We start from the raw sequence: 21,435 nt of genomic DNA, 5'->3' as shown, positions 1-21,435 counted from the left end.
GCAGAAAAAACCCGGCCAAAGCCGGGTTTTGGGTCAACCGATCACTGCATCCACGGTGGAGGCGGTTCTTCGGTTTTGCCCGGTGGCGCATCGTCCGCCGCCCGAACCGCTTGGCGACGCTCTTCATCGAGACGGGCCGCCTCGATCTCGCGCATGATCCCGCCGACGTCCGCCAGTTCTTCCGGTTCGTCGAACTCGCCGGTCAATACACTGGCCGGGTGCAAGGTGCCGGCTTCGTACAACGCCCACATTTCCTTGGCGTACCGGGTGTGTTTCAACTCCGGTGCAAAGCGACCGAAGTAGGACGCCATATTGCCCACGTCCCGCTCCAGCATGCTGAACGCGTGGTTGTTGCCCGCCGCATCCACTGCTTGCGGCAGGTCGATGATGACCGGGCCGGTCGGCGTCAGCAGCACGTTGAACTCGGACAGGTCACCGTGCACCAGACCGGTACACAGCATCAGCACGATTTGCGAAATCAGGTAGGCGTGATATTCGCGCGCCTGGTCCGGCTCCAGCACCACATCGTTCAGACGCGGCGCGGCATCGCCGTACTCGTCGGCTACCAGCTCCATCAGCAGCACGCCTTCGAGGAAGTCATACGGCTTGGGCACCCGCACACCGGCATTGGCCAAACGGAACAGCGCCGCCACTTCGGCGTTCTGCCAGGCGTCTTCGGCCTCTTTACGCCCGAACTTCGAACCCTTGGCCATCGCCCGAGCCTGCCGGCTATTGCGCACCTTACGGCCTTCCTGATACTCGGCCGCCTGACGAAAACTGCGTTTGTTCGCCTCCTTGTAGACCTTGGCACAACGCAGCTCGTTGCCGCAGCGCACCACATAAACAGCTGCTTCTTTACCACTCATGAGTGGGCGCAGCACCTCGTCGACCAGACCGTCCTCGATCAGGGGTTCAATGCGTTTTGGAGTCTTCATCAGCTTTTATTGTGGGTCCTTTATTACCAAACACGCGAAAGTCATTCGTTATACGGCAATCCTCTCATTCGGGGGAGGGGTTGCCGACCTATGAACGTTCCCATGAACATCAAGAAGCACACAATGTGCCGGATTAATCAGGCAAAACTCATCGACCGCTCAGGATCATAGCTGAGCGAGAACCACTTGTTGACGAAGGAATGCCAAGGCATTTGCGACAGAATCTAACCTCGAGCCCTGGCTTTCGCAGGATTTTTCTCAACAGCCCTCAATTTCCCCGCGCCCCCGCCGAAGTCCTTAGAGAGAAAAGGAATTGTCTGACCAACGCCTCGACAACAATCAAGAAGGCGCGCTCAAGGATCGGGGCATATCAAACGTTTTCGGCTGCCAATAATCCGCGAGTCATCTGCACTGCGTGGGTCTACAAGAAGAACTGGAGCGCGCGGATGAACATCAAACAGAAGCTGACCTGGGCGTTTGCAATCATCGCCTGCTTGCCCGTGGTGCTGGTCGCCACCCTCGTGGTGCTGAACTTGCGCGGCGATGCCAAGGATAATTTTGTCGATGGCAGTGGCCGCGAGATTCGTCAGGTCAGCAATGCCATGCAGGTGTTTTTCGACGGCATCAGCCAGAACGTCGACTATATGGCCACCCAGCCATTGGTCAAAGCGGGCGACGCCAGCGTGAAGAGCCGGGTCAGCGCCGACGCCGCGCAACTTCCCGAAAGCGAGATGGATACAAAGCTGTTGGAGTTGTTCACTGGGATAGCCGCCAGCCACCCGGCTTATTCCTATGTGTACTACGGCTTGTCCAGCGGTGGTTATGCCGTATGGCCAGCTGACCCGAAATTGGCCAACTACGATCCACGTGTTCGCCCCTGGTACAAGACGGCCATGGCCAACCCTGGCAAGACGCTGCGCACTGCGGCCTATTACTGGGCCGGTGATGACTCCGTGCTGGTCAGTTCCGTGCGCACCGTGGCCAATCAGTTGGGGGCCCAGGGCGGTGTGGTCGCCATTGATGTGTCCCTCAAGCAGCTCACCGAAATCGTCAAACAGATCAAAGTCGGTGAAACCGGCTACCTGATGCTGGTGGAAAACACCGGCACGGTGCTGGTCGATCCGAAGCAACCGGAANCACGGTGCTGGTCGATCCGAAGCAACCGGAACACAACTTCAAAGCCTTGAGCAGCCTCGGCGACGGCTACGCGCAACTGGCCAAGGCCGGCAAAGGGCTGGTGGAAATCGAGCTCAATGGCGAGCGCTATATGGCCAACGTTTGGCCGTCAGAACAACTGGGCTGGACCTTTATCGGCCTGATCAAGCAGACCGACGTGATGAGCCCAGCCACCCAACTGACCTGGCTGATCGCGATCATCGCGGCGGTACTGGCGGTGCTCTTTGCCATCGTCGGCGCCAGTTTCGCCAGCCTGATCGTGCGGCCGATCCGCAGCGTGGCCAGCGGTCTGGAAGGCATCGCCCAGGGCGAAGGCGACCTGACCCAGAACCTGCACATCCGTGGCAGCGACGAAACCGCGCAACTGGCCAACTGGTTCAACCAGTTTCTGGCGGCGATCCGCAACCTGATTCAAAGCATCGGCGGCGCCGCGACCAAGATCCTCGCCACCTCCCAGAGCTCGACCCAGGTGTCCAGCGACATGGCCGAAGCCGCCGGGCGCCAGCGTGAAGCGGTGGACATGGTGTCCACGGCGTTCCACGAAATGGTCGCCACCGCCAACGAAGTCGCGCGCTCTTGCAGCCAGGCCGCCGAGTCGGCCGACAGTGGTCAGCGCCAGGCCCGTGAAGGTCAGCAGCAGATCGATGCCGCGGTGAGCAGCGTCGATCGCTTGAGCCAGGAAATCGAACAATCGGCGCAATCGATGCAACAGCTTGAGCGCGACAGCAACGACATTCAGTCGATCCTCGGGACCATTCGCTCGATCGCCGAACAAACCAACCTGCTGGCGCTGAACGCCGCCATCGAAGCGGCGCGGGCCGGTGAACAGGGTCGTGGCTTTGCGGTGGTGGCCGATGAAGTTCGCGCCCTGGCCAAACGCACGGCCGACTCCACGGCGGAAATCGACGGCCTGCTCGGCAACCTGGCCAAGCGCACCAGCCAGGTGACGCAGCAGATGCATGCGAGCCTGGAAGTGTCTCAGCAATCGGTGACCCGCATCGGTGAGGCGCGCAACAGTTTCGGGCAGATCCGTGAGTCGGTGGATGTGATTCGCGACATGAACACCCAGATCGCCACGGCGGCTGAGCAGCAGCATCAGGTGGCGGAAGACATCAATCGCCATATCAGCCAAATTCATGGCGATGCGCAATTGGTGGCGGAATTGGCGAACTCGGCGCGGCTGGACTCTCAGAGCCTGGCGGGGTTGTCCAATGAGCTGGATGGGTTGGTGCGCCGCTTCAGGACTTGAGTGCGCGATCGTTCCCACGCTCCGCGTGGGAATGCCTCAATGGACGCTCCGCGTCCGCTTCGGCAGGGACGCGGAGCGTCCCGGGCTGCATTCCTTTGCTGCGCGTGGGAACGATCATTGCCTAAACAGTTCGCCGGGGGTAAACCCGAACAGCCCCTTGAACGCGGCAATAAATGCCGACGTCGAGTCATACCCGCAAGACAGCGCGGCATTGGTCACGCTGTCCCCCTCCTCCAGCAAGCTCAATGACGACAGCAGCCGCATGCGCTGCCGCCAGCCGCGAAAGCTCAGCCCGGTCTCGCGCTGAAACAAGCGCATCAGGGTTTTCTGCGACGTGCCCAAACGCTCGGCCCATTCCTGCAAAGTCACCGTGTGCTCGGGGTTGTCGATCAGCTCGTTGCACAAGCCCAGCAGCCGCTCATGCCGGGGCAGCGGCAAGGAAAATCCCACCTCAGGCAGACTCGCCAACTGATCCAGCAGCACGCCCACCAATCGCGTCTCCTGGCTGTCGCCCTGTGGATATTCCACGGGAAGCAGGCAAAAACGCTTGATCAGTTCCCGCGCCAATGGCGTGACTTCCAGCACCCGGCAACGCCCGCCCGCCCATGGGCAGTCCTCGCGGCGCACGTACAGGCTGCGCATCTCGGCGCGCATCGAGGTCACGACCTGATGCTCCAGATCCGCCGGAATCCAGATGCCCCACTGTGGCGGCGCAAAGAAACTGCCCTCGGCGGTGTGTACGCCGAGAACGCCGCTGATGGCGTAGGAAAACTGCACCCAATCGTGACGATGAGGCGCCGTCCACGAGCCGGCGTTCAGGCTTTCCGCCCGCGCATACAACGGGCGCGGCAACGACGTTAGCGCCGGGATGGCTCGCTCGAGGGAACGTTGTCCGTTAGTCGGCATTGATTGGCCTTATGTCGCAAGACGGCTGATGGGAGCGACGTTAGGCTAAGTCATCAATTCTTACAATGTATTGGGTGCCCGGTCATGCATGCCTTCAAACACCTCAAACGCGTGGTTACCGACTGGTTCTTGTGCGGCATGCTGATCGCCACGCTGCTGGCGTATTTCTTCCCGGCCTTCGGCGCCACCGGCGGCGGGATGCATGCGGAGTACATGATCAACATCGGCGTGTTTCTGGTGTTCTTCCTCCATGGGGTCAACCTCTCCAGCGAGCAGATCCGCCATGGGTTGAAAAACTGGAAGCTGCACGTGATGGTTCAGGTCTTCACCTTTGCGGTGTTTCCACTGATCTGGCTGCTGAGCGACAAACTGCTGGGTTCGCACATTCCGTCACTGCTGATGCTCGGGTTCCTCTACCTCTGCGCCCTGCCCTCGACCATTTCCTCGTCCGTGGCCTTGACCGGCAGCGCGGGCGGCAACGTACCGGCAGCGATTCTCAACGCGAGCCTGTCCAGCGTGCTGGGGATTTTTCTGACACCGTTGCTGGTAAGTTTCGTGGTCGGCAGCGGTGCTGGCGGTATCGACCTGGGCTCAACCCTGCTCGACCTGTGCGCCATGCTGCTGTTGCCGTTGGTGCTCGGGCAATTGCTGCGGCCGTGGCTGGGCAAGTTTTTCGCTCGGCACAAGCGTTACACCAACATCGTCGACAAACTGGTGATCCTGCTGTTGGTGTATTCGGCGTTCTGCAACTCGATGGTCTCGGGGATGTGGCAGCAACAGGGCAACAGCGTGATTCTCATGGCGCTGATCGGCAGTGCGATTCTGCTGGCGGTCATCCTGTGGATGACCACCCGCACCGCTCGCGCGTTGAAGTTCGGCCACGCCGATGAAATTGCCGCGGTGTTCTGCGCCAGCAAAAAATCCCTGGCCGCCGGCGCGCCGATGGCGGCGCTGATCTTCGGCGCCAACCCCGGCCTTGGATTGATCCTGCTGCCGATCATGATCTACCACCCGTTGCAGTTGATCGTGTGCTCGGTGATGGCCGAGGGTTACGCCAACCGCAAACGGGAACTGGCTGCGCAGCTAAACGCGGCTCAACCCACAATAATCAGCGCTCGATAATCGCCGTCACACCCTGACCGCCGGCGGCGCAGATCGAGATCAACCCTCGGCCCTTGCCCGCCGCGTCCAGCAGCTTCGCCAGGTTGGCGACGATGCGCGCACCGGTGGCGGCAAACGGATGCCCGACAGCCAATGAGCTGCCTTTGACATTGAGGCGGCTGCGGTCGATGGAACCCAGCGGCGCATCGAGGCCGAGGCGGGTTTTGCAATACTCCGAATCTTCCCAGGCCTTCAACGTGCACAGCACCTGGGCGGCGAACGCTTCGTGGATTTCGTAGTAATCGAAGTCCTGCAAGGTCAGGCCATTGCGCGCCAGCAAACGCGGCACCGCGTACACCGGCGCCATCAGCAGCCCTTCGGCCCCCTTGACGAAATCCACCGCCGCCGCCTCGCCGTCACGCCAATAGGCAAGCACCGGCAAGCCGCGCGCCTTCGCCCATTCCTCACTGCCCAGCAGCACCACCGACGCACCATCGGTGAGTGGCGTGGAGTTGCCTGCGGTCAGGGTGCCCTTGGCGCTTTTCTCGAAGGCCGGTTTCAGTGAGTTGAGCTTTTCCAGGGTCAGCTCCGGGCGCAGGTTGTTGTCCCGGGTCAGGCCGAGGAACGGCGTCATCAGGTCGTTGTGCCAGCCTTCGGCGTAGGACGCCGCCAGCTTCTGATGGCTTTCGAGGGTCAGCCGATCCTGTTCATCACGCGGGATGCTCCAGGTCTGGGCCATTAACTCACAGTGTTCGCCCATCGACCGGCCGGTGCGCGGCTCGCCGATGCTTGGAAAATCGGGCATCAAGTGTCGGGGACGCAGTTGCAGGAAGGTTTTCAGTTTGTCGGCGGTGCTTTTGGCGCGGTTGGCTTGCAAGAGGATCTTGCGCAGACTTTCGTTGACGCCGATCGGCACATCGGAGGCCGTGTCGACGCCGCCGGCAATGCCACACTCGATCTGACCCAGGGCGATTTTGTTCGCCACCAGCAACGTCGCCTCCAACCCCGTACCGCAGGCCTGCTGGATGTCGTAGGCCGGCGTCATCGGCGACAACCGCGAGCCCAGCACGCATTCGCGGGTCAGGCCGTAGTCGCGCAAATACTTGAGCAATGCCCCGGCCGCCACTTCGCCCATTCGCACACCGTGCAGGTTATAGCGCTCGATCAGGCCTTCCAGCGCTGCGGTGAACATCGCCTGGTTACTGGCAGTGGCGTACGGCCCGTTGGACCGGGCGAAGGGGATACGGTTACCGCCGATAATCGCGACGCGGCGCAGCTGAGTCATGAAAAACTCCTTTAATCAAATGTGAACACCAAACCTGTAGGAGCGGGCTTGCCCGCGAAAGCGGTGTGTCAGTCAACAAAGATGTTGAATGGGCCGGCCCCTTCGCGGGCAAGCCCGCTCCTACAGGGGCTGCATTTCCTGAAAGACCTGCTAAACCCAAGCTCAAACCAACCTGCAATGTTCAAGCGTAGGCCTTATCTCGTGGATCGAAGGACTAATTGCCAATCATGGTCCACACTTTCAACCCCAGCCGCTGGAGCGTGATTCATGTCTGACCGCTATATCGACTTCGCCAATTCGTCCATCGGCCATCGTGTGGTCGGTGCCCTGGGTCTGCCGTCGCCGGTACGACTGGAACGCTGGCAAGCAGGTCGGCTGCGGCCTGTCGAGGGGGCGCTGTTGATAGGCGGTGGCCCGCTGACGGAAAAAATCAGCACCCTCGCCAACCGCTTGACCGACACGATTTACAGCTACGGCACCGACCCGACCCTGGCCACCGCGTGGATTCCCGGCCACGGTCAGAAACTCAAAGCCGTGGTGTTCGACGCCAGCGACCTGGTGCAGGTCGATCAGTTGAAACAGCTGCGCGAATTCTTCCAGCCACTGATGAAAAACCTCGATCACCATGCGCACCTGGTGATTCTTGGCCGGGCGCCGGAGACCTTGGGCGACCCGTTCGCTGCCAGCACCCAGCGTGCGCTGGAAGGTTTCAGCCGTTCGCTGGCCAAGGAACTGCGCGGCGGCGGCACCTTGCAGCTGATTTATGTCGGTGAAGGGGCTGAAGACCAACTGGAAGGCCCGTTGCGGTTTTTCCTCTCGCCCAAAAGTGCCTTCATTTCCGGGCAGGTCATACGCTTGAAGGCGTGCGATACGCAGGTGATGGACTGGACTCGCCCCTTGTCGGGACGCAAGGCACTGGTGACGGGCGCGGCCCGGGGCATCGGCGCCTCGATCGCCGAAACCCTGGCCCGGGACGGCGCCGAGGTGATCCTGCTCGACGTGGCACCGGCCAAAACCGATCTCGACGCCCTGGCCGCGCGCCTCGGCGGGCGCGGCATCACCCTGGACATCTGCGCCGAAGACGCCGCCACGCAACTGATCGAACAGTTGCCCGACGGCATCGACATCGTGGTCCACAACGCAGGCATCACCCGGGACAAAACCCTGGCCAACATGACCCCGGAATTCTGGGACGCGGTGCTGGCGGTCAACCTCAAGGCGCCGCAAGTGCTGACCAAGGCGCTGCTCGACAGCGGCACCTTGCGCGACAACGGCCGAGTGATCTTGCTGGCCTCCATCAGCGGCATCGCCGGCAATCGCGGGCAAACCAATTACGCCGCGAGCAAGGCCGGGCTGATCGGCCTGGCCCAGGCCTGGGCGCCGCTGCTGAGTGAACGCGGCATCAGCATCAACGCGGTGGCGCCAGGATTCATCGAAACCCAAATGACCGCGCACCTGCCCTTCGGTGTGCGCGAAGCCGGGCGACGCTTGAGTTCGTTGGGTCAGGGCGGCCTGCCGCAAGACGTCGCCGAAGCAGTAGCCTGGCTGGGGCAACCGGGCACCGGAGCGTTTACCGGCCAGGCGCTGCGCATTTGTGGGCAAAGCGTTTTGGGAGCCTAGCCATGAGTACTGACTGGCACATACTCTCTCGCGAACCCAACCTGCAGACGTTGTACGTGAAGGCGGCGATGCGCCGCAAAATCACCGGCACCGCATTGCCCGACCTGGGTTATCACTGCTGGGTCAATGTCGATGCGAAACGCCTGGCGGCTTATCGTCAGGTGTGTGGTTTCGCCGACAACGGCCTGCTGCCACCGACGTATCCCCACATCCTGGCGTTTGCCTTGCAGATGCAATTGCTTACGGCCAAGGCATTTCCCTTCCCGCTGCTGGGGCTGATTCACTTGAGCAACCGCATCCGCATCCTGCGCCCCATGGGTGGCGTGAGCCGCGTACGGGTCAGCGTGAAGGTGCAAAACCTGCAACCCCATGCCAAGGGGGCGACCTTCGAGTTAGTGACGATGCTCGACGACCAGTTGGGGCCGCTGTGGGAAGCTGAAAGCCAGATGCTCTGTCGCGGCGTCAAACTGGAAGGTGAACCCGTCGAGCAAGCGTTTGCCTCGACGCTGTCGCTGACCGAAGTGGCCCACTGGCCAGCGCCGGCGGACATTGGCCGCCGATACGCCAAGGTGTCCGGAGACTACAACCCGATTCACCTGAGTGCGATCAGCGCCAGACTCTTCGGTTTCCCCAGCGCCATCGCCCATGGCCTGTGGAACAAGGCGCGCACGCTGGCGGCTTTGGCCGATCACTTGCCGACGGCAAACGTCGAGATTGCGGTGCAGTTCAGAAAACCGGTGCGTTTGCCCAGCGAGGTGACGCTGATGTCGAGCGCGGCAGGGTCCAGCGGTGATTTCCAGTTGATGGGTGCGGGGGAGATTGAGCATATGGTCGGGCAGTGGCGGCCGGTTGCCTGATGGGTTGTGGCGAGGGGCTTGCCCCCTCGCCACAGGCCCACTCCCACAATGGATCAGCTGTGTGGCGCGGGTTTGGGTACGTCGACGTTATCCAGCACCCGATTCACCGCCAGCTCGGCCAGCATGATGACCTGCTGAATCGCCAGGAGCGCATGCCGCTGCGGGGCGTCGACATACGCGGCAATGTCGCTGGTCATGACGCTGGCCGAGGCCAGTGATTCGACTTCCGACGGACAACCTGAAAAAGGCGCGGGAAAGATCTGCACTCCGACACATCAATTAAACATTCAAAAACGGAACGCGGAGCGTCCCTGGCGGCGTTCCCACGCGGGAGCGTGGGAACGATCATTCAGGTACAGACGAAAGAGATGGGTCGGCTGCCAAGCCGCCATCGCGGGCAAGCCCTCTCCCACAGTGAAGCGGCGTACACCCACCAAACTACAGGCCGAGCGTTAGCTCGCCTGCCGCGCTTTTGATCTTGATTCACCCGCCCCTTCGGGAGGCTGAGTGGAGGTGTTCATCTGGGGATTGGCGCGCAGCGCCGTTCGACGCAGTCGAACACATCGCATGTAGGTTGAAGCGAAGCCAACCGTAGGGCGATGCCCCCAGATGGATACCGGAGCGAAGGAACCCCGAGCCTAGGCGAGGGGCCGTACGTTCGGGGCGAGACCTTTTGGTTACTTTTGGGGCGTTTGCCAAAAGTGACCCGCTGTAAGAGCGGAACCATAAGAGGCCGTTACCGCAGCAACGGATATGTACTCAATCAACAAGAGCATGGTCGGCTACAAGGCCGCCAAGATCAGTGCGCCGTAATTCGCCGACCGCCAGCGTTCCCGGGCGACAACGCCAACGCCACCTGCGTGCGATTATGCATATGCGTCAACCGCAACACCTGCGACACATAAAGCTTCACCGTGTTCTCGGTAATCCCCAACTCACAGGCAATCTGATAATTGGTCTGCCCCTTGCCCACCAACTGCGCCACCTCCAACTGCCGCGGCGACAGCTGATTGAACACCGCCGGCATCGCCACCCGCACCGTCTCACTGAGCACAGTGTCAACCGAACCTGACGCAAGCTCCGGGGATGCCCCCCGACGAACCTTGTCCAGATCCTGATAAAGCTCATCGATCGACTCACACAGGTACTGCAGCTTCCGACTCAAATGCCCCAACTGCAGGTTTCTCTGCCGCTCCTGCAAGGCCACCTCCTGACGCTGCAAACCTTCGAGCAACTCAGCCAGATCGATCGGCTTCTGATAGTAATCGGCGAACCCGGTGCGCAAAGCCTTGATCACATCTTGCTTGTCCGCATGCCCGGTGAGCATGATCGCCTCGAACGCCCGGTGCTTGCCGGACAACCGTTGCAGCGCCTGGACCATCTGGATGCCATCCATGTCGGGCATCTGCAAATCACACAGTACCAGACCGATATTCACGTCTTCGCTGAAACGCTCGATCGCCTGATGGCCGCACTGGCAAGGCACACAGCGATAGCCATTGCGCTCGATGAACTCGCAAAGCTCTTCGACAATCAACGGCTCATCATCGACCACAAGGACTTTTATTGCCGAGGTAAGCTTGTTCACATGCCACTCCATGCCTGGTCAGGCTTGACTGCTCCTGTACCGACAGCCACAGGTTGTGCAACTACTGTGTTGAAAGTAGACGCTCTTTCCAACTAATGCATCCAGGCCAGTGTGAGCAACATGCCCACCCGCACGAACGGCGCAAAGGGCTGTTTTTTTGACGTTCCAGGCCCCAGGTAGCGAAGACGTTCCCTAAGCCTCTGGCTCATATACAGCCAGAGGCTTGGCGCCAGCAGCAACCCGAGCGCACTGGCCATCCCGGCATCGATGAAACCGCCGAGCAGGTGCATACCGTCCGTCGCAAGGCCCAGCGTCGCCCGCTCTCGGGCATCCTGTGCTGCGCAAAGCGTCAGCCAGAGGAGTAGGACAACGCTCGGCATCCGGTTAAAAAACGTCCGTTTTAGCTGAATGATTCTATGCTGACATTACGCAGTAAATTGTCAGGGTAGACGCACTCATGAAAACAGGCCTCCCCCGCACCGCCCGATCGAGCCTGCAGTTTTGAGCTCCGGGGACAAACTCTTCGGGCGTCTGCTCAATCGCCATCCGCCGCAGCCCCCGAACACGCCAGACCCTGCGAGCGTGCAGCGTGTCGGTTTGCAGCTGCACCTGGATGACGAAGGTCGAGTGATTCACCTGAGCGGCCCGCTGTGGCATCTGCTGGCGCAGCAAATACCCGATGCGCAGTCACCGCACCTGCTCGATTACCTCATACCCCATAGCGCCCTGTCGGTCGAAGGCTCGCCGGCCGACTGGCAAGGGCAGATCCTGGACCTGGACTTTTTCACCCTCGTCGGACAACCGCTGCATCTGCGTGGCTGGGTGCAGCCGTTGGGCGAAAAATGGCTGTTGCAGTTGATCGACATTGGCGACCTGTTACTCGAACGCCGACAAGCGCGCAGCCGTGAACAATGCCAGTTGCTCGCGGCGCAGGTCAGCGAACAGTTGCGCCTGTGCAGCCTGACGCGCCTGCCCGAGGTGTTGGCGGAGCAACTGCAGGGGCTGGCCCTGCGTTTTCAGATCCCGTGCATGGCCATGGCCTTGCTCGACGAACAGGCGGAAGGTTGGCTGATCCACCAGCAGTACGCGGCCTTCGATGCGCCCCGATTGTGGGAAACCAATCAACGCCTGGGCTCCGGCCTCGACAGTTTGAATGGCTCTGTCCCCCAACAACTGACACCCAGCGAGCATCCGCGCCTGCAAAGCAGCTTCGGCAATGCCGAAGGCTTCGTGGTGCCTTATCACAATGCCCAAGGCGTGGTCGCCTGGTTGCTCTGTGGCTTCTGCCGGGTGCAAGAGCGTGCCCCGGATCTGAGCGAGCGCGACTGGCTGCAACTCACCGCGGCCTTGGCCGGGCCGCTGCTTGAGCGCCTGCGTGAGCATCAGCACCACCTGCAACTGGAGCGGCTGGAATTTCTGCAAGCCTTGCTCGACACCGGCTGGTGGGAGGTCTTCAGTGACGATGCCCAGGTGCAATTGGCGCCGTCGCTCGCCAATACGCTGAACCTGACAAGCGCCCGTATGCCGCTGCACGACTGGCTCGAACAGATCCACCCCGCTGACCGTGAAGAGCTGACGATTCGCCTGCAAACCTTGCGGGACGAGGGCACGCCTCTCCTGCTGTGCGTGCGCCTGCATCGCCCCGACATGGCGCAAACGCCGATCTGGTATCGCCTGCAAGGGCAGGCCCTGGGCATCGGCAGAAACCGGCGGCTGGTGGGCTTCATGCTCGACATCAGCGACATCAAAAACCAGCCTACCGCCCCGACCTGACTGTGACGATGAAGCTCCTGTAGGAGCGAGGCTTGCCCGCGAAGAACGATAACGCGTAATGCCTGAAAAACCGCGGTGTTTTCTTCGCGGGCAAGCCTCGCTCCTACAGGGTCGGTGGTGTTGAATCGTTCAGCGTTCAGCGCGGTGGATAGTTAGCCATTATCCGCCCGACCGTCTGGCGTATCGTATTGCTGCGGTCCTCTGGCTTGGGTGTGCGGCTGAGCGTCTGCTCGTCGCTGCCGCGCCACACCAGTTTGCCGTCCTTGCCGTCGAGCAGGTCGACCTGGATGGTCGCCACCTTATAGCTGACGTTGCGGGTTTCGGTGTACATCGGCCCGCCCCAGTAGCCGTACCATGGGCCGCCATAACCGCCGCCATAGTGGGTGGTCACTTGTTGCTGGCGATCTTCGACGATCAGGTAGGCCTGCACCTTCAGATCCGACCGGGCCCCGGCGGCGGCCGGACGCAAACCACGCTGATCCAGCTGATCGGCAACGGCTTGGCGGATGCGTTGTTCGGTCAGGTCACTCTTGATCCGTGGGTCGTCGGGACGGTATTGCACGGCGGGCTCTTTCCAGCTCCAGCTACGATAAGCGGCAAAGTCGCGGCTGGCATCGAAGTCATGATTGACCTGGTTGGCGGCGCAGGCTGTGAGCAGCGCGGCCATGGCCAGTAAAACGAGACGGCGGAACATGATTTTTCTCCGGTAGAAGACATGCACCTGCGGGGCACTCCCTTTACAGGGGAGCTAACTGGGAGGATACGCCGACATGGCCTTTTCGACAGCTTCGCGTAGGGCATCGGTACGCTCGCGCTGGTTGCCCTGGCTGGTGGTTTCGGCGCTGGCGCTCCACACCGGTTGACTGGTGCTCGCGTCGAACAGATCGACCCGCACCACCACGACTTGCACCTGATATGTACGGATGACCGGCACCGTGTTGTACAGGCCGTAACCGCTGCCGTAGCGGTTGTAACCACCGCCGTAATACCCTGCGCCGTAACCATAGTCGTCCTGAACCTGACGCAAGCGGGTTTCCAGATGCAGGTCGGCGCTGACCAGCAGGTCCGCCGGGCGATTGTCGTGCAACGGGCGCAAGCCGCGTTGGTCGAGGGCATTGCTGACGGCTTCGGCCACCTGCGCCGAGTCGGCCCAGGCCGTGCCCTGTGGCAGGTGCCCGTTGAGCCAGGCCCAGCTGCGGTAGCGGCCGTAGTCCCGTGGCGGCGCCGGGTAGGCGCTGCGATCGAAGGTGGTGGCGGCCTGGGGCGGTGCCGGAGGCAAGGGGTTGGACGTCGCGACATAAGGGTTGCTGCCCTGACAGGCCGCCAACCCAAGACAGATCACCAGTAGCCCTGAACGACTTTTCATTGCGCGCTCCGGTCAGATCGGCCGACAGATCCAGTGCAAGTAGCGCCCAAGCCCGGCGAAGCTTGGGTGCCGGCGGTGAGCCAGTTCCATTTCCAGCAAGTCCAGCAGTTCGGCGCGGGCCTGGAATTCCACCGGCATGTAGTCGTGAAAAACCCGCACTCCACTCTGGGTTTCGACTCGCCACAAGCCTTCAAGTTGCGCGGCGAGTTCCCGTGGATCAAGCGGTTGCTGCGGGGTCAGGCTCTGCTTCTCGCCGGCCATGTCGTTCTTGCGCATTTTGCGGAAATGGCCCTTGAGCAGGTTGCGGTAGATCAATGCGTCGCGATTGTAGAACGCCAGGGACAACCAGCCGTCCTGCTTCGTCAACTGATGCAATACCGGCAAGATTGCATGGGGTTCGGCCAGCCACTCCAGCACCGCGTGGCACAGCACCAGGTCGTAGGGTTCGGTGAGTTGACCGAGCAAATCCTGCCACGGCGCCTGAATGAACGTCGCCGTCTGCCCGGCTTCGGCGAAGCGCTGGCGGGCACCTTCAAGCATCGGTTCGGCGGGTTCGGCCAGGGTCACCTGATGACCGCGCTGGGCCAGCCACAACGACATGTGGCCCAGACCGGCGCCAATGTCCAGTACACGCAACGGACGGTCCGGCAAGGTTTCGGCCAGGTCCGCCTGCAGCACCGCGAGCCGGATCGCACCTTTGGCGCCACCGTAGATTTTTTCGGCGAAGCGGGTCGCCAGTTGATCGAAATGACGGTCGCTCATCAGCTGAACCGCCGTTCGCTGTCCGCGAGCTTGTTGCGCACCACTTCATTCATGTCCAGCCCCAACTCGCTGCACAGCAGCAATAGGTACAGCACGATGTCACCGATTTCCTGCCCGGCGTGGGCGAGTTTGTCCGCCGGCAACTGGCGCGACTGGTCTTCGCTCAGCCACTGGAAGATTTCCACCAGCTCGGACATTTCCACGCTCGCGGCCATGGCCAGGTTTTTCGGGCTGTGAAATTGCCGCCAGTCATTGCGGTCACGAATGGCGTGCAGGCGTTCGGTCAGTTCAACAAGGTTCATCGGGCTCTCCTGAAGGCGTATAGCTTCAGGGGGATGGCGGGTGAAGGCAAGTGGCAGCGTTGTGCCTGCGCACTTGCGCCATACTCAAAAAGATTGCAGCCTTCGGCAGTTCTTACGGGAACCCGGTAGCACGATCAACAGCCCAAGGCTCGGCTCCGCCAACCACGCACCACTCCATCAGGACGTACACATGCAGGTAGAAAGCTTTTTCGAATGGCTCGGCCAGGTCATCGGCTCGGCCATCCGCTTTATCATTGACGCCCTCAGTGGGCTGTTCAATCTGTTGAGCAACGCCGGCAGCAATTTTGTCGAAGGGTTGGCCCAGGCACTGGGCATGGACACTTCGATCATCAGCATCATCACGTTGATCCTCGGGCTGATGCTGCTGTGGGCGGCGATCCGCGCTTTCATGAACGCGTCGATCATCATGGGGATAATCTGGCTGCTGCTGGGGTTGTGGTTGCTGAGCTGGATCATTCACTAGCCCCATCCCTCCTGCCCTGATCGTTCCCACGCTCTGCGTGGGAATGCAGCCCGGGACGCTCCGCGTCCCTTCGCGATCATGACGCAGAGCGTCACAGGAGGCATTCCCACGCAGAGCATGGGAACGATCATACGGTGCAGATTCCGAGTGTGTCGCTACAATGCAGGCGCCCCCAAGGAGCCTGCATGCCCAACCTGATTGCCGACTGGCGCGACCGTCCGACCCATCGTCGCGTCTGGGCGCTCGCCGCCCCGATGATTCTCTCGAACATTTCCGTACCGCTGGTGGCGCTGGTCGACAGTACCGTCATCGGCCACCTGCCCCATGCCCATCAACTCGGTGCCGTCGCGGTAGGCGCCAGCCTGTATACCTTTCTGGCCTGGGCCATGGGCTTTCTGCGCATGGGTTCCACCGGGTTCGCCGCCCAGGCGGCCGGGCGCGGGGATGGCGCGGCGTTGCGGCAGATTTTGCTGCAAGGCCTGTTGTTGGCCGTGGGCCTGGCCATTCTGTTGGGCGCGTTGGGCGTGCCGTTGAGCGGGGTCGCGCTGCACTTCATGCAACCGTCGGCGGAGCTGGATCAACTGACCCGCGAGTTCTTCCACACGCGACTGTTCGGCCTGCCGGCGGCACTGGCCAGTTATGCGCTGGTCGGCTGGTTCCTCGGCACCCAGAACGCCCGGGCTCCGCTGGCGATTCTGCTGAGCACCAACCTGGTCAACATCGCGCTCAACTTGTGGTTCGTGCTCGGCCTGGAGTGGGGCGTGGTCGGTGCGGCGCGGGCCTCGGTGATCGCCGAGTGGACCGGCGCCCTGATCGGCCTGTTCATGACCCGCAAGGCCCTGCGCGCCTATCCCGGCCATATCGCCTGGGCCGCGCTGGCGTTGTGGCAGAGCTGGCGCCCACTACTGGCGGTCAACCGCGACATCTTCATCCGCAGCCTGGCGTTGCAATCGGTGTTTTTCCTGATCACCGTGCAAGGCGCGCGGCTGGGCGATGCCACGGTCGCCGCCAATGCGTTGCTGCTCAACGGCCTGCTGCTGACCGCCCACGCGCTGGACGGTCTGGCCCACGCCGTGGAAGCCCTGTGCGGACACGCCATCGGCGCTCGCGACCGCCAGGCCCTGCGCCGCTCGCTGGTGGTGGCGTGCGGTTGGTCGTTGTTGGCGAGTCTGGGGTTTGCCTTGCTGTTTCTGTTCGCCGGGCACCTGTTCATCCAGATGCAGACCAACATCCAGAGCGTGCGCGACACCGCCTTCATCTATCTGCCGTACCTCGCCGCGCTGCCGCTGATTGCGGTCTGGAGTTACCTGCTCGACGGCCTGTTCATCGGCGCCACCCGCGCCCGGGAAATGCGCAACGGCATGCTGTTGACCGTGATCCTGCTGCTGCCCTTCGCCTGGATGCTGCAAGGCTTGGGCAACCATGGACTGTGGATAACCTTCCTGTTGTTCATGATGCTGCGCAGCCTGACCCTTGGCACATTCGCCTGGTACTTGCGCAAGAACGACGGCTGGTTAAAAGGATGACGAGCGACACATCTACAACTCATTCAGGGTTGATCGTTCTGCCACAGATTGCGCAGGCTATCGAGACGCTCCTGCTGGGTGATTCCCGTCAACGGCTGCCCGGGCACTGCATCGGGGTGCTGCAAGCGCAGCCATAACCAGCCATCGAGCACCGGGCGTTCGCTGAAACCCAGCGCCAGCCCTTCCTGCAGGTGAGCCCACAAGCTGTTGTAGTCGGTGCCGGTGGATCGGCTCCAGCGCCAGGCATGCTGCTCCAGCAGGCAGGTCTGCAAGGTGTCTCGCTGACGCGGGCTGAGGTTTTCTTCGATGGCCAGCGGCCTGACGGCAAGCCGCGGATTGAATAACTGCTGCCAGCCCTGACAGCCAATGGCCCGGTCGGCCCAGGTACCGCCGAACCAGCGCAACTGATCGATCGGACCGAGCCAGCGACTCAGCTCCTGCGCATCGCAGGCATCGAAAAAATAGCTCGCTGTATGTGGATTGTAGTAACTCAACAAGGCCCGGTGATGCAGACCCAGGGTAACCGTGAGCATGCGCCGCAAATGCTCCAGCAGCTGCGATGACGTTGCTTCACTGACCAGCAGCAATCCGCCCCAGGCGCGCGGTTCATTCTGGTACAACTCAGCCAGTACCGGGCATTCGCGAAGGTCGACCAACGCCGGCCCGTGTTCACGCAACGGGTGAAACTCGGTGCCTTCGAACAGCCAGAACCATCGGGCATGAGCAAACTGTTGCCGCAGCCTCGCACCGGCCTGAGGCACGCCCGGCACATCGAGCAACAGCCATTGCGGAGTCGGGTCAGGCGCCTGAACGGCGATCATGCCGCACCGCTCTGGTCAAGCTGCGTCGCCGCCCGGCAGGTGCAGAAGGACTGCGCACAATGACTGAAACTCCCCCCACCAGGCAGCAGGCACAAAAGCACCAAGGGTTCGCTGGATTGCAGCAAGCCCGATAAACCATCGATTGCGCGGCTGGTTTCAGTCGTCGAGGCCGATAGCAGGTCGGGCATGACTGACTCTGTGCTGGAAAGTGGTCCAGGAAGAAATCCGCTGATCAAGGGTTGATCCGGATCGCCTTCGATAAAACTCACCAGCACCTGTGCGCCGTCACTCAACGGCATGGCGCCCGTGCCTTCCAGCCCGGGAGCCAACGGCAACCAGCAGTGGCTGGGCGCCGCGCCTTCGCCCTGGTAAAGCCAGTCAAACTGCACGGCAACCGGTCTGGAGGGATCGGGTCGAGATTCACCGACGTCGACCACCCACGCCCGCTGCACGCTGTGCATCCTGGGCTTCCCCACCGAATGAGCCGCCATGAAAGGCACCTCCTGTGCAACGACACGCAACTGATTGCGATAAAAAAACGCGGGCTCTTGCCCGCCCTGGTGCTCGACATGGGTCAATAGCCAGAGACGATTCCAGTCCGCACACGGATGGCCGGACAGCGGCATCAGTTGCCCGCTGCGCAGCGTCGCCAGGTTCGTCTGGCCTTCGGCAACCTGCCCGCAGCCGTGCAGCTTGAACCGATGCACTCCCGGCCGTTCGCTCTCGCCCTCGAAGACGCTCTCTTCGCCACGACGAAACTGCCCCAGGCCATCGCCGAAAACCAGACAGTGCCCGCGGACGCGGTGCTCAAAGTAATAATGAAGCCGTTCCTGGGCGCACAGACGCTGGAGAAACTGCAGATCCGATTCCCGGTACTGCGTACAAAAATCACGGGGCGGGTAATCGCCGCTCAGGTCGAAGCGGCGATCCTTGCCGGCGATGCCGTGCTCCTTGAGTACCTGCGCGAGAATCTGCGGCACCGAGCGATCACTGAAGATTCGCTGATTGAAGCGCTGGGCCAGACACGCCAGCCTGGGTCCCAGACGCGCACGACATAGTCTGGGTTCGACGCCATGGCCAAGCTGAACGAGGCCAAGCAACTGCCCGTGAATACCCTCCCCCTGCGGCCCGAAGTGCAAAAAGGCCGAGCGGTACAGCAGGCTTGCAAGGTCCAGGGTCGGGTCATCGTTCAGCAGATCCACGTCGAACGCAAAAGGCTCGCTGATCGCTTCACTACCGGTAAAGGCCAAGACCTCAAAGGAGTCGGGAAGACCCGCTATATCCAGACGAAATGACGGCTCGTTGACTGGATCGAACATTGGCGATTCTCTACAGGAGGGGCGGCCGGGGATTCTCGCTGAGAGACATGGCCGAGTAGAGTGCCGAAGTACAACTTAGGAAATGACCTACGCGAAAAGAAGACCACATCGCTTGGATAGCCCGGTCTGTGGGTCATTTCGCTTGAAAAAAGAGAAGCCCCGCACCAGGTCATCTGAAAATTCCGCAACGTGCAGAGAATTTTCAGACAACCTGATGGGCGCGGTGTCTTACCTCAAGAAGACAGGTAAGACGAACGGGTCAGGCCCAGACGCAAGGCGTCGAGGAACTGGGTGCGCTCGGCGGCGCTGATGCGGGCACTGGCGCACTTGTCACGGTAGTGGGTCATCAGCTCTTCCGGCGACAAGTGCACGTAACGCAGCATGTCTTCGATGGTGTCATGGGTTTCGATACCGGCGTGGTACACGCTGCCGTCGGCATTCTGGTAGATGTTCACCGAGTCGGTGTCACCGAACAGGTTGTGCATGTCGCCGAGAATTTCCTGGTAGGCGCCCACCAGGAAGATCCCCAGCAGGTAGTCCTCGCCATCATTCAGACCGTGTACCGGCAGGCTGGTCTCGATGCTCTGCTCGTCGACGTACTGCTTGATTTTGCCGTCGGAGTCGCAGGTCAGGTCTTGCAGCACGGCACGGCGCAGCGGCTCTTCGTCGAGACGGTGCAGCGGCAGAATCGGCAGGACCTGGCCGATGGCCCAGGTGTCCGGCAGGCTCTGGAATACCGAGAAGTTGCAGATGTACTTATCGGCCAGCTTGTCGTTGAGTTCGTCGAGCACCTGACGGTGGGAGCGCTGACGCGCCTTCAACGAGTTATGCAGGCGGCGGCACACGGCGAAGTAGCATTGCTCGGCCAGGGCTTTTTGCGCCAGGGTCAGCTTGCCATCGGCGTATTGGGTGGCCACGTCGCTCATGTAATGCGTGGCGCGCCAATAGGTCTCGGTGACCATTTCGATGTCGGTCGGGCCGAGCAGGTCAACCAGCCACTGCACGGTTTCCGGCAGCTCTTCCTTGTTATCGATCTTCGGCACGTCGTCGTTGTGTTTCTCGACGTCGGTCACCTGCACCACCAGCATGGCGTGGTGAGCAGTCAGGGAGCGGCCGCTTTCAGAGAAAATGTTCGGGTGCGGCAGGCTCTGCGCGTCGCAGAACTCCTTGAGCATCCCGACCACGACACCGGCGTAATCGTCCATGTCGTAGTTGATCGAACTGGCGTTACGCGAGTGAGTACCGTCGTAGTCCACGCCCAAACCGCCGCCGACGTCGATGTGATCCACCGGCAGGCCAAGGTTGCGCAACTCGCCGTAGTAACGGATCGCTTCCTTGAAGCCGTGCTGGTAGTCCGCCAGGTTGGCGATCTGCGAGCCCATGTGGAAGTGCAGCAGGCGAATGCCCTGATCCAGACCGGCAGCGCGGAAACGCTCGACCACCGACAGCAGTTGCGCCGCCGACAGGCCGAACTTGGATTTTTCGCCACCGGTGTCTGCCCACTTGCTCGACGCCAGGGACGACAGACGCACACGCAGACCGACCTGCGGCTTGACCTTGAGCGACGCCGCTTCTTCGATCACCAGGCCGACTTCGGATTCTTTCTCGATCACGATGAATACGTTGTGGCCCAGCTTCTGGCCCATCAGCGCCAGACGGATGAACTCACGGTCCTTGTAACCGTTGCAGACGATGGTGCCGCCCTTCGGCGCCAGGGCCAGTACCGCCAGCAGCTCCGGCTTGGAACCGGCTTCCAGGCCGATCGATACGTTCTGGGTGGCGATGATGTTTTCGATCACCGCTTCCTGCTGGTTGACCTTGATCGGGTACAGCGCGGTGTACTTGCTCTGGTATTCCAGGCGCTCGATGTTGGCGTCGAACGCGCCGGTCAGCTGACGCACGCGGTCTTGCAGGATGTCGGGGAAACGCACCAGCAACGGCAAGGACAAACCGCTTTTGCGCAGTTGGTCGACTTGCTCGAACAGGTCGATAGGCGAACTGGTCGGGCCGTTCGGACGAACTTCGACGCGACCGGCGTCATTGATCGCGAAATACCCGGCCCCCCAATGGCGAATCCCGTAAACACTGCGGCTGTCCGCAACTGTCCATTGGCTGCCATCGTCTTTGCGTGTGCGTCGTACGGACATCGAAGTCCCCTATAAAGAAGTCATAGAGCGTCGCCTTGAGTTCAGGCCGGCGCAGTCTAAAGAATGAAAATGACGGTTCGTCAACGAGGGGGTAGACCTCGCTGACTGCAGTGAGTTTAGAAACCGGTCATGAACAGGCTCTGTGAAAACCATGGTGACGACGCCAGCCCCGAATGAAATCGGGACTGGATCAAGCCGCGGGTGGTTTTCACAGAGGC

General features: G+C 61.5%; 17 protein-coding genes and 3 pseudogenes. 7 read left to right on the top strand and 13 right to left on the bottom strand.

Going from position 1 to position 21,435, the window contains the following annotated elements; all coding sequences use genetic code 11:
- Positions 1-41 precede the first annotated feature (41 nt).
- Positions 42-935, bottom strand: coding sequence for a PA4780 family RIO1-like protein kinase (locus HCU66_RS06350; RefSeq protein WP_205887667.1), 894 nt, complete (start codon positions 933-935; stop codon positions 42-44).
- Positions 936-1,381: 446 nt separating this feature from the next.
- On the opposite strand from HCU66_RS06350, the pseudogene HCU66_RS06345 reads away from it, so the two are divergent.
- Positions 1,382-3,360: pseudogene (locus HCU66_RS06345) on the top strand (methyl-accepting chemotaxis protein).
- Positions 3,361-3,474: 114 nt separating this feature from the next.
- Here HCU66_RS06345 and HCU66_RS06340 read toward each other — a convergent pair.
- Entirely contained in the window at positions 3,475-4,266 is a 792-nt protein-coding gene (locus tag HCU66_RS06340) for an AraC family transcriptional regulator (RefSeq protein ID WP_205887666.1), read from the bottom strand.
- 84 nt (positions 4,267-4,350) lie between these two features.
- Between HCU66_RS06340 and HCU66_RS06335 the strand changes: the two genes are divergently transcribed.
- The gene (locus HCU66_RS06335) at positions 4,351-5,388 is read left to right on the top strand and encodes a bile acid:sodium symporter family protein (RefSeq protein ID WP_205887665.1); all 1,038 of its coding nucleotides are present in this window, start codon (positions 4,351-4,353) and stop codon (positions 5,386-5,388) included.
- Here HCU66_RS06335 and HCU66_RS06330 read toward each other — a convergent pair.
- A complete protein-coding gene (locus HCU66_RS06330) occupies positions 5,375-6,652 on the bottom strand; it encodes an acetyl-CoA C-acetyltransferase (protein WP_205887664.1) in 1,278 nt (425 codons plus the stop codon). The two genes, HCU66_RS06335 and HCU66_RS06330, sit on opposite strands and share 14 nt — an antisense overlap.
- A gap of 267 nt (positions 6,653-6,919) precedes the next feature.
- On the opposite strand from HCU66_RS06330, the gene HCU66_RS06325 reads away from it, so the two are divergent.
- Positions 6,920-8,272: a 3-oxoacyl-ACP reductase gene (locus tag HCU66_RS06325; RefSeq protein WP_205887663.1), complete on the top strand. Its 1,353-nt coding sequence runs from the start codon at positions 6,920-6,922 to the stop codon at positions 8,270-8,272.
- 2 nt (positions 8,273-8,274) lie between these two features.
- Positions 8,275-9,129: a MaoC family dehydratase gene (locus HCU66_RS06320; protein ID WP_205887662.1), complete on the top strand. Its 855-nt coding sequence runs from the start codon at positions 8,275-8,277 to the stop codon at positions 9,127-9,129.
- A 53-nt stretch (positions 9,130-9,182) separates the two neighbouring features.
- Here HCU66_RS06320 and HCU66_RS06315 read toward each other — a convergent pair.
- The 3 genes and pseudogenes from HCU66_RS06315 to HCU66_RS06305 all read right to left on the bottom strand — a co-directional run.
- A pseudogene (locus tag HCU66_RS06315) lies at positions 9,183-9,350 on the bottom strand (DUF6124 family protein); the annotation flags it as partial.
- 578 nt (positions 9,351-9,928) lie between these two features.
- Positions 9,929-10,717 (bottom strand): response regulator, encoded by a 789-nt coding sequence (locus tag HCU66_RS06310; RefSeq protein WP_338136413.1) that lies wholly within the window; start codon positions 10,715-10,717, stop codon positions 9,929-9,931.
- 92 nt (positions 10,718-10,809) lie between these two features.
- A complete protein-coding gene (locus HCU66_RS06305) occupies positions 10,810-11,097 on the bottom strand; it encodes a hypothetical protein (RefSeq protein WP_205887660.1) in 288 nt (95 codons plus the stop codon).
- 121 nt (positions 11,098-11,218) lie between these two features.
- On the opposite strand from HCU66_RS06305, the pseudogene HCU66_RS06300 reads away from it, so the two are divergent.
- Positions 11,219-12,472, top strand: a pseudogene (locus HCU66_RS06300) (PAS domain-containing protein); the annotation flags it as partial.
- Between the two features lie 154 nt (positions 12,473-12,626).
- On the opposite strand, the gene HCU66_RS06295 reads toward HCU66_RS06300, so the two are convergent.
- Genes HCU66_RS06295 through HCU66_RS06280 form a run of 4 tightly spaced genes read right to left on the bottom strand, consistent with a single transcriptional unit; the run spans position 12,627 to position 14,920 of the window.
- Positions 12,627-13,184, bottom strand: a complete 558-nt coding sequence (locus HCU66_RS06295; RefSeq protein ID WP_205887659.1) for a DUF4136 domain-containing protein — start codon at positions 13,182-13,184, stop codon at positions 12,627-12,629.
- Positions 13,185-13,238: 54 nt separating this feature from the next.
- A complete protein-coding gene (locus HCU66_RS06290) occupies positions 13,239-13,856 on the bottom strand; it encodes a DUF4136 domain-containing protein (RefSeq protein ID WP_205887658.1) in 618 nt (205 codons plus the stop codon).
- A gap of 12 nt (positions 13,857-13,868) precedes the next feature.
- Positions 13,869-14,618 carry a methyltransferase domain-containing protein gene (locus tag HCU66_RS06285; RefSeq protein ID WP_205887657.1) on the bottom strand — a complete coding sequence of 250 codons (750 nt, stop codon included), beginning with the start codon at positions 14,616-14,618 and terminating at the stop codon, positions 13,869-13,871.
- A complete protein-coding gene (locus tag HCU66_RS06280) occupies positions 14,618-14,920 on the bottom strand; it encodes a MazG-like family protein (RefSeq protein WP_205887656.1) in 303 nt (100 codons plus the stop codon). The genes HCU66_RS06285 and HCU66_RS06280 overlap by 1 nt, the downstream gene beginning before the upstream one ends.
- A gap of 190 nt (positions 14,921-15,110) precedes the next feature.
- Here HCU66_RS06280 and HCU66_RS06275 point away from each other — a divergent pair, with 190 nt between their 5' ends.
- Both HCU66_RS06275 and HCU66_RS06270 read left to right on the top strand, forming a co-directional pair.
- Positions 15,111-15,404: a hypothetical protein gene (locus tag HCU66_RS06275; protein WP_205887655.1), complete on the top strand. Its 294-nt coding sequence runs from the start codon at positions 15,111-15,113 to the stop codon at positions 15,402-15,404.
- Between the two features lie 185 nt (positions 15,405-15,589).
- Complete coding sequence (locus HCU66_RS06270; RefSeq protein WP_205887654.1) at positions 15,590-16,930, top strand: MATE family efflux transporter; 1,341 nt, start codon at positions 15,590-15,592, stop codon at positions 16,928-16,930.
- A 23-nt stretch (positions 16,931-16,953) separates the two neighbouring features.
- On the opposite strand, the gene HCU66_RS06265 is transcribed toward HCU66_RS06270, so the two are convergent.
- The 3 genes from HCU66_RS06265 to speA all read right to left on the bottom strand — a co-directional run bounded on the left by HCU66_RS06265 (position 16,954) and on the right by speA (position 21,217).
- Complete coding sequence (locus tag HCU66_RS06265; RefSeq protein WP_205887653.1) at positions 16,954-17,751, bottom strand: DUF4123 domain-containing protein; 798 nt, start codon at positions 17,749-17,751, stop codon at positions 16,954-16,956.
- On the bottom strand, positions 17,748-19,070 hold the full coding sequence (locus HCU66_RS06260; RefSeq protein ID WP_205887652.1) for a contractile injection system protein, VgrG/Pvc8 family: 1,323 nt from the start codon (positions 19,068-19,070) through the stop codon (positions 17,748-17,750). Before HCU66_RS06260 ends, HCU66_RS06265 begins: the two co-directional genes overlap by 4 nt.
- Positions 19,071-19,303: 233 nt before the next feature.
- Positions 19,304-21,217: an arginine decarboxylase gene (speA, locus tag HCU66_RS06255; RefSeq protein WP_205887651.1), complete on the bottom strand. Its 1,914-nt coding sequence runs from the start codon at positions 21,215-21,217 to the stop codon at positions 19,304-19,306.
- Positions 21,218-21,435: the final 218 nt, after the last annotated feature.

Source organism: Pseudomonas frederiksbergensis, assembly GCF_017114915.1.
GTDB lineage: Bacteria > Pseudomonadota > Gammaproteobacteria > Pseudomonadales > Pseudomonadaceae > Aquipseudomonas > Aquipseudomonas frederiksbergensis_I.
The sequence above is the reverse complement of the archived record's forward strand: the minus strand, read 5'-3'. Positions and strand labels throughout refer to the sequence as shown.

Bases quoted from the DNA above. Each gene is read 5' to 3' on its own strand.
- HCU66_RS06275 (WP_205887655.1), top strand. From the start codon at position 15,111: ATGCAGGTAGAAAGCTTTTTCGAATGGCTCGGCCAGGTCATCGGCTCG.
- HCU66_RS06305 (WP_205887660.1), bottom strand. From the start codon at position 11,097: ATGCCGAGCGTTGTCCTACTCCTCTGGCTGACGCTTTGCGCAGCACAG.
- HCU66_RS06350 (WP_205887667.1), bottom strand. From the start codon at position 935: ATGAAGACTCCAAAACGCATTGAACCCCTGATCGAGGACGGTCTGGTC.
- HCU66_RS06335 (WP_205887665.1), top strand. From the start codon at position 4,351: ATGCATGCCTTCAAACACCTCAAACGCGTGGTTACCGACTGGTTCTTG.
- speA (WP_205887651.1), bottom strand. From the start codon at position 21,217: ATGTCCGTACGACGCACACGCAAAGACGATGGCAGCCAATGGACAGTT.
- HCU66_RS06280 (WP_205887656.1), bottom strand. From the start codon at position 14,920: ATGAACCTTGTTGAACTGACCGAACGCCTGCACGCCATTCGTGACCGC.
- HCU66_RS06320 (WP_205887662.1), top strand. From the start codon at position 8,275: ATGAGTACTGACTGGCACATACTCTCTCGCGAACCCAACCTGCAGACG.
- HCU66_RS06325 (WP_205887663.1), top strand. From the start codon at position 6,920: ATGTCTGACCGCTATATCGACTTCGCCAATTCGTCCATCGGCCATCGT.
- HCU66_RS06340 (WP_205887666.1), bottom strand. From the start codon at position 4,266: ATGCCGACTAACGGACAACGTTCCCTCGAGCGAGCCATCCCGGCGCTA.
- HCU66_RS06285 (WP_205887657.1), bottom strand. From the start codon at position 14,618: ATGAGCGACCGTCATTTCGATCAACTGGCGACCCGCTTCGCCGAAAAA.
- HCU66_RS06265 (WP_205887653.1), bottom strand. From the start codon at position 17,751: ATGATCGCCGTTCAGGCGCCTGACCCGACTCCGCAATGGCTGTTGCTC.
- HCU66_RS06290 (WP_205887658.1), bottom strand. From the start codon at position 13,856: ATGAAAAGTCGTTCAGGGCTACTGGTGATCTGTCTTGGGTTGGCGGCC.
- HCU66_RS06270 (WP_205887654.1), top strand. From the start codon at position 15,590: ATGCCCAACCTGATTGCCGACTGGCGCGACCGTCCGACCCATCGTCGC.
- HCU66_RS06260 (WP_205887652.1), bottom strand. From the start codon at position 19,070: ATGTTCGATCCAGTCAACGAGCCGTCATTTCGTCTGGATATAGCGGGT.
- HCU66_RS06295 (WP_205887659.1), bottom strand. From the start codon at position 13,184: ATGTTCCGCCGTCTCGTTTTACTGGCCATGGCCGCGCTGCTCACAGCC.
- HCU66_RS06330 (WP_205887664.1), bottom strand. From the start codon at position 6,652: ATGACTCAGCTGCGCCGCGTCGCGATTATCGGCGGTAACCGTATCCCC.